This window comes from Aquisalimonas sp., assembly GCF_007120195.1.
In the GTDB taxonomy this organism is placed as follows: Bacteria; Pseudomonadota; Gammaproteobacteria; order Nitrococcales; family Aquisalimonadaceae; genus Aquisalimonas.
The window spans coordinates 1-5,996 of record NZ_SKOG01000125.1; the positions used below are offsets into that span (position 1 = coordinate 1).

Annotated in this window: 5 protein-coding genes and 1 pseudogene; 4 read left to right on the forward strand and 2 right to left on the reverse strand. The window is 66.0% G+C overall.

Features of this window, described 5'->3' with window-relative positions:
* Window positions 1-466 precede the first annotated feature (466 nt).
* The 3 genes from QZT63_RS09425 to QZT63_RS09435 all read left to right on the forward strand — a co-directional run bounded on the left by QZT63_RS09425 (window position 467) and on the right by QZT63_RS09435 (window position 3,825).
* Window positions 467-1,546 (forward strand): GTPase domain-containing protein, encoded by a 1,080-nt coding sequence (locus tag QZT63_RS09425; protein ID WP_290650620.1) that lies wholly within the window; start codon window positions 467-469, stop codon window positions 1,544-1,546.
* Window positions 1,533-3,113, forward strand: coding sequence for a GTPase (locus QZT63_RS09430; RefSeq protein ID WP_290650622.1), 1,581 nt, complete (start codon window positions 1,533-1,535; stop codon window positions 3,111-3,113). The genes QZT63_RS09425 and QZT63_RS09430 overlap by 14 nt, the downstream gene beginning before the upstream one ends.
* Before the next feature lie 259 nt (window positions 3,114-3,372).
* Window positions 3,373-3,825 (forward strand): PaaI family thioesterase, encoded by a 453-nt coding sequence (locus QZT63_RS09435; protein ID WP_290650624.1) that lies wholly within the window; start codon window positions 3,373-3,375, stop codon window positions 3,823-3,825.
* Window positions 3,826-3,946: 121 nt separating this feature from the next.
* Here the strand turns inward: QZT63_RS09435 and QZT63_RS09440 are convergent, their stop codons facing one another.
* Entirely contained in the window at window positions 3,947-4,171 is a 225-nt protein-coding gene (locus QZT63_RS09440; protein WP_290650626.1) for a hypothetical protein, read from the reverse strand.
* A gap of 4 nt (window positions 4,172-4,175) precedes the next feature.
* Window positions 4,176-5,030: a MipA/OmpV family protein gene (locus QZT63_RS09445; RefSeq protein ID WP_290650628.1), complete on the reverse strand. Its 855-nt coding sequence runs from the start codon at window positions 5,028-5,030 to the stop codon at window positions 4,176-4,178.
* A 462-nt stretch (window positions 5,031-5,492) separates the two neighbouring features.
* On the opposite strand from QZT63_RS09445, the pseudogene QZT63_RS09450 reads away from it, so the two are divergent.
* Window positions 5,493-5,996: pseudogene (locus QZT63_RS09450) on the forward strand (hypothetical protein); the annotation flags it as partial.

Genomic DNA, 5,996 nt, shown 5'->3' on the forward strand with positions numbered 1-5,996 from the left:
CCACCGAATAGCGGAAGTCGGGCTAACCTCCTTGAACAGAGGACCAATTGCCACCAGGCACAACCGCCCCCGGCGCTGCGCCTCGTCGGCAGCGATCGCCCCATTGCTTGCGGCGACGATGGGATGACCCGTGTGGGCCGCCTGCGCCGCATGGCGCATTCGCCGCAGCCGCTCATGGAACCAACGGGCGCAAGGCAGCGTCGCACCTTTTACCAGTCTCGTCGATCGCGTGCCTGTCGACACAGGCGCGATTCGCCGCCAGGCCGCCCGGACGCCCATGGGCGGGGTTTCGCCTGCATTTCGGTGATAGACGTGCGAGCCGAGAGCGACAGCGTCCCGATCCAGGGAGATAGAATCGTAGCCGCTATGGATGAATGTGCAGACAACGCCAACGCATGCGGCTTTTGACAAGCACGGCGCGTCGGTTACCGTCCGGTAATCTGAACAGACTCCGGAACTGAACAACGTGAAGAATTATATCCGTCGGATATTGAGGCAGGGCGAAGAGGTCGAGGCGGACGCGATTGAAGCGCAGCCCGTTCCGGTGCCAACGCTCTGGCTACTTGGCAAGACCGGGGCCGGCAAATCGTCGCTGATCCGGGCGGTGACCGGACAAGCGGAGATCGGGAGCGGTTTTGCGCCGTGCACCCCGACAGCAATGGCGTTCGATTATCCAGCCGATCACCCGGTGCTGCGTTTTCTCGATACGCGCGGCCTTGGCGAGGCGGGCTATGATCCCCAGGACGATCTCGCCGCGGCCGAGCAGGGAAGCCATGCGATCGTGGCTGTCGCACGTCTCGACGATCCGGTGCAGGGCGAAGTCGCCAATGTGCTGCGCGAAGTGCGCTCGCGCCGGCCGCGCGTTCCAATCCTCGTCGCGCATACGGGCGCGGATCTCGCGCCCGAAGAAGGGTTACGCAGCCGCGCACGCGCCCGGGTTCAGGCGACCTTCGAAGCAGCTGCCGGCGAGAGCCTCCCCGCAGTCACACTCGCCCTGCCGCCCGGAGCGCGGACGCCGGAGGGGATCGATGCGCTCTGCGAGGCGTTGGCGGTGATGCTGCCCGATGTGTCCCTGCTCATGCTGCGCGAACGGGCGCAGGATCAGGAAGCGCGGCGATTCGCTGAGCAGCGCCCGCTTGTGATGTGGTATGCGAGCGCGGCGGCTGCGAGCGATACCGCGCCGGTGGTCGGTGCGGTGACAGTTCCCACGCTGCAGGGTGCGATGCTGCATGCTCTGGCCACGCGCTACGGCGTCGCGTGGAACGCCGCGCGTGCGGGCGCCTTTGCCAGCGCGCTCGGCTCCGGCATTCTGCTGCGCTATGCGGCCGCCTATGTGGCACGGCAGGGGGCGAAGGTGATCCCTGTTTTCGGCCAAACGATCGGCGCGGCAACGGCGGCAACTGTCAGTTTCGCCGCAACTTATGCGCTCGGCCGCGCCGCGGCGTACTGGCTATACCGCACCGCGCATGGCGAGAGCGCGAGCGCGCAGGATCTGCGCAAGCTCTACCGCGAAGCCCTTTCGAGAGCACGTCATGCGCCTCGGTGATCGCCTTCGCCGCGCTTATCTGCGCTGGAGCCGTCTCGGCATGGCGGGGGTGCTGATCCTGCCGCTGGCAGTCAGCTCTCCGCTCGGTTTTCTCTGGCTCTACGAGCGCGGGCTGCTGCTGTATTTCGCCCTCGGCTGCGTTGTTCTTGCCGGTAGCGTCTGGGGTGGAAAATTCGCCCTGCGTCTGCGTCGGCGCAAGGCGGCGTCGAATGACCAAGCCGCGCGCGAAGAGGGTGCGCCCGACCGTAGCCTGGCATCCCCGCCGATCGATCCGAATTGGACCGAGCGCGAGACAGCGGCCTATGAGGCCGCGCGCAAAGCCGTCGAGGCGCGCTTGGAGCAACCGCTAAAGTGGGAGGAGCTGCCACCCGCAGCGCTGGCGGTCATCGAGGATGTGGCCGCGCACCTGTCGGACGGGAAGCGGGGCGCTCTCGACTTCACCGTGCCGGAGGCGCTGCTTCTCATCGATCGCGTCGCTCTGCGCTATCGCGAGTTCCTGCGGGCGAACGTCCCGTTCTCCGATCAGTTGTCCGTGCGCGCGATCCGCTGGCTCTGGGGCCGAAAGGAGACGGCGCGCACGGCCTGGAAATTCGGGTATGCGGCCTATCGCGGAGTGCGTGTGGTGCTCAACCCACCGGTCGCGCTCCTGCGCGAACTCGAGCGCGCGGCGACGTCCGGGTTGCAGGATCGGCTGACGGATCAGTTGATGCGTGATGCTCAGGTCATTCTGCTCGAGGAAGTGGCACAGGCCGCGATTGACCTTTACTCGGGACGGCTCAAGTTCTCGGATGCCGAACTCATCGAAATCCAGCTCGGCTCGGAACTGCGCGACAGGCAGCGTCTGGCTCAGCCCGACGACCCCGTGCGCATTCTCGTGGTCGGCCAAATCAGTGCCGGAAAATCGACGCTCATCAATGCGATTCTCGGGGACGATCCGGCAGAAACCGACCTCGCCCCGACCACGGATCGGGTGACGGCTCACGAGGCTGAAATCGACGGCATCCCCTGCCGTTTCGTCGACACGATGGGGCTCGACGGCACGCAGGCCGTGACGACGGCGATCGCGGGGGAAATGGCGCAGGCGGATATGGTCATCTGGGCCGTGCGGGCCTCACGGCCCGCACGCGCGCCGGACGATGTGCTGCGTGGGGCGTTCGAGGCGCATTTCGCCTCCGGGCCGGCGCGCCGGCGGCCACCCGTGATCGTCGTCGCGACGGCGGCCGATACGCTGCTGTCCGATTGGCCTTACTCGGAAAATCGCCTGCCCGAGAAGGCGCAAAAGCGCATCGGCGACGCCATGAATGCGATCGGGCAAGACCTGGGCGGGGCGACACCGATCCCGGTCTGCCTGGAGCAGCCGCGATGGAACATCGATACGCTGGAAGCGGCGATCGCCTCGGCGATGACGGAGGCACTGATGACGCAACGCAACCGCCGCCGTCTGTCGGCACCCTCCGGACTGCGCTTCGGCGAAAACCTCCAGCGCGCCTCGCGCGGCGTCGTCAAGGGCACGCATGTGCTCGGACGACGGTTTCTGCGAAGACACTTCGCACGTCGCGACAACTGAGCCCGGTGGACCCTCGGCTCGCATCTGTGCTGGGAATCCGCCGCGAGATGCCCTGCGCAATCGCGCCACGAGCCGAAACACGGAACCAAGAGCGGTTGGATCTTCTATCCTTTACCCTGGGCCGCACGCCGATGCAGGGCCAGCCAGTAGGCGCGACAGTGCGCGTCGCTGTATCGCCAATCGTTTCAGTGTCGCTCGCGCTGGCAGCGAACCAGTGATTAAACCTCCGGGAGGCACGCCGGGGGCGAGGAGATCCATCATGAAGCTTGAGCCTAAGGATGCCGATTTCGAGGCGAGGGTACGCGAGAGTTTCCAGCGCCAACAGGTCATGACGACCTTCGGCGCGACGATGACGCGCGTATCCGGGGGCGAGGTAGAGATCGAACTGCCGTTTAACGCGGCACTAACCCAGCAACACGGCTACCTGCACGCTGGCGTCATCACCACCATTCTGGACAACGCTTGCGGCTACGCCGCGTCCACCCTCATGGACCGCGATTCCGCCGTACTCACCGTGGAGTTCAAGACCAACTTCATGGCACCCGCGAGGGGAGAGTTGCTGCGTTGCACCGCCAATGTGGTCAGGGCGGGCAAAACGCTGACCGTCTGCCGAGCAGAGGCCTGGATGCATGCCAACGAAACCCCCATTCACACGGCAACGATGCAGGCGACCTTGATGGCCCTGGCAGGCACGGATGCGCGCCGGGGATGAAGCAGCCCGCGCGAATCCGGCGTGGGCCACAGGCGACGTCCTGGTTCATGGAGTGTGGCCTGACCGAGGGTCCACCCCGGCCACGCCGCGCCAAGGCGTCCCGCCTGTTCGGGCGCGGCGATCAGCGTTCCGCGGTGGTCCGCTCGACGGCGGCGACAACGCCATCAACTGCCGGTGACCCAACGACTGCGATCCGTTCCGTCGCCGGATCACCGACAACGAAGGATAACTCCGGCGCCTCGTGAAGGCCGCAGAGCTCACAGCGCCCCCACAGCAGAAGGGCTCGCGCTTCCACCCAGCGAGGCAGATCGGGCAACATCCGGGCCAGGGCTCGATACACAACCACACACTCATCGAGCACGCCGCGGCACGCGGCGCTGCGATTCGGCAAACACCCACGAGACGCCGGCGCCAGCGGTCACCGACATGCGGCGATCCACCAGGGGACTGTCGGCAAAACTGGCGCCGTCCAGCCGATCCACCCGGACAAAAAGCCCGAACCACAGCGCCCCGAAGCGCCGGGCGCTGGCGAAGCTGAGCCGCGCCCCGCTGTACCCGCCGGGTACGCGAAACTCCGGCCGGGTCTCGGCGATGGCGTCCTGAGCCGGTACGTCGTAGTAATAGGCGTGATAGGCACGGTCCGAGAATACAGGGCCGAAAGAGACGGTTCGGCGCCACGCGCCGCTGAACCCGGCCGCGTTGTCTTCGTAGTAGAGATTCGGCGCGAAGCTCCAGCCCTGATGACTCACCCCCAAGTCGCTGTTGATGGCGACAGCCGCCCGCAACGGCAGGCGCGCAGTCAGGTAACGATGCCGCGCGGCAGACTCCCATAGCCGCACATTGATCGAGGGCCCGATTTCCAGCACCGGCGCGAGGTCGTCCATGCCCGCCCGGGTGTTGTCGTCGTCATTGATCGGCAGCGCCGCATCGGCGCTGACATCCAAATCAACTCGATCCGTTCTGAAAAAAAGCCCGCGCAAGCCCTCGCGGTCGTAGCGCAGCAGCTCGCCTCGATAAACGGCGTAGGGAATGGGGGCGGCAAACACCTCGGATTGATCGGAACCCCGGTAATGCGGCAGGCTCAGCCCGCCGACACCGAGCCCGGCTTCCCAAAGCGGCTCCTTGCCCAACACTGCGCCTGGCCACCCCAGGACCACCGCCAACCAGATCAGTGTCACACGTGGTCCAAGCGGTATCGGCGGCATGGCAAGGCTCCATCTCAAGTAACCGGCGATTTGCCGGGATAGAGGCACGACCGGCTCCTGGACATGGGCCCGCCCGCCTTCCCGAAAGGGCCTCCCCAGTTTATCAAGGCCGTCTGGCGAGCCCACCGATGCGCGCAAGGCGCGAATTCCGCGAGCCTCAGGTTGATACACTCAGCCTACTGGCCAGAGGGGGCATTAGCGAAATCGTAATGCTCCGTTAACTAAACGAGCACACGGATCCGCCGATGGTGTCGGCCAGCAAATGACGAGGTATCGGCTACAGCTGAACCTGTCGGGATTTGTGAATGCGGCTGAAGGGTCAAGGCGCGTGCTCTGGGAGGCTGGGTGACCGCGTCCTCGCCTGGCATTTCACCGTCGCCGCCGGCAAGCTGTAGCACCCGGCAAGGGCGCGGGCGGTCGATCGCGACCCTCCCCGCCCCTCCAGGGAACCGAGGATCCGCGATGCTTCCGCAACCCTCCGCCACGGCCGTCTCCCTCGTGGAGACCATTCGTTTTCTGAGCAGGCCGGAGAGCTACCCCGACGGCCCCGAGTCGGTATTCATGCTGGAGACGCATTTCTCTTACGTCTTCCTCACCGACGACCAGGTCTACAAGCTGAAGAAGCCACAGCGCTACCCTTTCGTCGATCTCTCGTCCCTGAGTGCGCGGCGCGCGAACTGCCACGAAGAGGTCCGCCTGAACCGCCGGCTGGCCCCCGGCATCTACCTCGGCGTCGCAACCCTCCGCCGAACCCCTGACCGTCAACTCGGGCTTGATGAGGCCGGGGAAACCGTGGACTATCTCGTCCATATGCGCCGGCTCGACGATCGACTGAACCTGGAGCGGCAACTGCGGGAAGGCCATCCGCGGGAGTCGGAGCTGGATCTCGCCGCGGAACGGCTGGTGACCTTCTACCTGGAGAGCGCGCCCACCGGCCGGGTGGATGCCACCGCCCGGCGGGTGCTC

What these genes read in the sequence shown, in the direction of transcription:
- QZT63_RS09445 (WP_290650628.1), bottom strand. Translation starts at nt 5,030, where the DNA reads ATGCCGCCGATACCGCTTGGACCACGTGTGACACTGATCTGGTTGGCG.
- QZT63_RS09430 (WP_290650622.1), top strand. Translation starts at nt 1,533, where the DNA reads ATGCGCCTCGGTGATCGCCTTCGCCGCGCTTATCTGCGCTGGAGCCGT.
- QZT63_RS09435 (WP_290650624.1), top strand. Translation starts at nt 3,373, where the DNA reads ATGAAGCTTGAGCCTAAGGATGCCGATTTCGAGGCGAGGGTACGCGAG.